Annotated in this window: 2 protein-coding genes; one reads left to right on the plus strand and one right to left on the minus strand. The window is 47.9% G+C overall.

Annotation, left to right across the window (positions count from 1 at the left end):
- Positions 1–2016 (minus strand): molecular chaperone DnaK (gene dnaK, locus NJ959_RS21455; protein WP_254013781.1); only part of this gene is annotated, 2016 nt, incomplete at its 3' end.
- 2 nt (positions 2017–2018) lie between these two features.
- Here dnaK and NJ959_RS21460 point away from each other — a divergent pair.
- Entirely contained in the window at positions 2019–2162 is a 144-nt protein-coding gene (locus NJ959_RS21460) for a hypothetical protein (RefSeq protein ID WP_254013782.1), read from the plus strand.
- The last annotated feature ends 103 nt before the right edge of the window (positions 2163–2265 follow it).

Genomic DNA, 2265 nt, shown 5'->3' on the forward strand with positions numbered 1-2265 from the left:
AGAAGAGTCACGACGCTCATAAGGATCTCGACGCTCAGAAGAGTCACGACGCTCAGAAGAGTCACGACGCTCAGAAGAGTCACGACGCTCGTAAGGATCGCGGCGCTCGTAGGGATCTCGGCGGTTATTTATTTCGCGATCGCTATCTCCAGAGAAGGCACGACGAATTGAGCCGAAAAAGTCATCATCTTCCTCATCCGAGTAGGCGAGTCGCATTTCTCGCTTCAGATCGTAGAGAGTATCTTGAAGATCTGATTGCGCTCGATCCATGGCGCGATCGTCATTGCGGGAAAGGGCTTGACGCAGTGCTGCCGCCGAAGTTTCAATCCGACGACGATAAGGGCTGACAAACTGATTACCAAAATCTAGTGTTGCTTCTTTTAGTTGCCTTTCCGCATCATTTGCTAATGTTTCTGCTCGATTACGCTTTTCTACTCGTTCCCTCCTTTCTCTATCAATTTGGGCAAATTCTTCAGCTTCTCGGATCATCCGTTCAATCTGAGAATCATTCAAAGTAGAAGCACCTTGAATAATCACGCTTTGTTCTCTACCTGTAGTTTTGTCTAACGCTGTAACCTGTAATATCCCATTGGCATCAATGTCAAAAGATACTTGTACTTGGGGAACTCCTCTTGGTGCTGGGGGAATCCCTGTTAATTTAAACCGCCCCAATGATTTATTATCCGCAGCCATTTCCCGTTCCCCTTGGAGGGCGTGAATTTCCACCAAGGTTTGATTGTTTTCCCCCGTAGAGAAGACATCGGAACGCCTTACCGGGATGGTGGTATTGCGGGGGATGAGTTTTTTCATCACGCCGCCAATGGTTTCTAAGCCCAGGGATAATGGTGTGACATCTAATAACAAAACATCCTGGATTTCACTAGTGAGAATTCCTGCCTGAATTGCCGCACCTACTGCCACCACTTCATCGGGATTAACGTTCTGATTTGGTTCTTTATCGATAAAACTCCGTACCAATTGTTGGACAATGGGGATACGGGTTGAACCACCAACTAATACCACTTCATCAATTTGTACAGGTGTCAAGCCTGCATCTTTGAGGGCACGTTTAATGGGACGACGCAAGCGGCTAATTAAATCCCCGCACAAATCCTCAAACTGAGACCGAGTGAGTCTAGTTTCTATATGCTTAGGTCCATCTTCTGTCGCCGTGATAAAGGGCAAATTGATATCGGTTACCCCCACCCCCGAAAGCTCTATTTTCGCCTTTTCTGAGGCTTCTGTGAGGCGTTGGAGGGATTGGCGATCGCGTCTCAAGTCCATTCCTTCTCCTGCCAAGAATTGTTCTGCCAACCAGTCCACTATTTTTGCATCAAAATCATTACCCCCTAATTGCGTGTCTCCACTGGTGGATTTGACCTCAAATACCCCATCTCCCACATCCAGGATTGACACGTCAAATGTGCCACCGCCTAAGTCAAATACTAGAATTGTCTGACTTTCTTTGCGATCTAATCCATAAGCTAATGATGCTGCTGTTGGTTCGTTAAGAATCCGCAATACTTCTAAACCAGCAATCTTCCCTCCATCTCTAGTCGCCTGCCGCTGGGAATCGTTAAAGTAAGCAGGAACGGTAATTACAGCCCCCGTCACTTCTTCCCCTAGATAGCGACTCGCTTCATCCGCTAACTTTCGCAGTATCATCGCCGCAATCTCTTCCGGGGCAAATTCTTTTTGCAGCCGAGGGCAGCGAATTTTGATATTTTCATCCTCATCCCGGCGAATGGTATAGGGAACCCGTTTGGACTCTGGACTTAGTTCGGCATATTTCCTGCCAATGAATCGTTTCACGCCAAAAAATGTGTTTTGGGGATTGAGTACCCCTTGGCGGCGTGCCAGTTGCCCAACTAAACGCTCTCCATCTTTACTAAAGCCAACCACTGAAGGGGTGGTGCGCATTCCTTCTGCATTGGCAATTACCACCGGCTTGCCACCTTCCATCACCGCTACTACGGAGTTTGTTGTCCCTAGGTCAATGCCGACTACCTTGCCCATGCGTGCTTTTATCTCCTCTCGCTGTTGCTGCCAACTTGCTCAACGACTTTATCATCTATTTAGCTGACCCTGGAATTCTCGATCCGGTTCAAAATGCGATCGCGAATAATGCCGAACAGTCAGCCTCTGTTCGTCGTATAATCTAGTGCTGCACCTATTCTATCGTGTGGTTGTTGTTGGTCTTTTGGAATGGACTAGGGGGACTAGGGGGACTAGGGGGCAGGAGAGTTTTAACTCCCCACTCCCCAC

Origin of the sequence: Limnofasciculus baicalensis BBK-W-15 (assembly GCF_024178385.1) — a bacterium.
Taxonomy (GTDB): domain Bacteria; phylum Cyanobacteriota; class Cyanobacteriia; order Cyanobacteriales; family Coleofasciculaceae; genus Limnofasciculus; species Limnofasciculus baicalensis.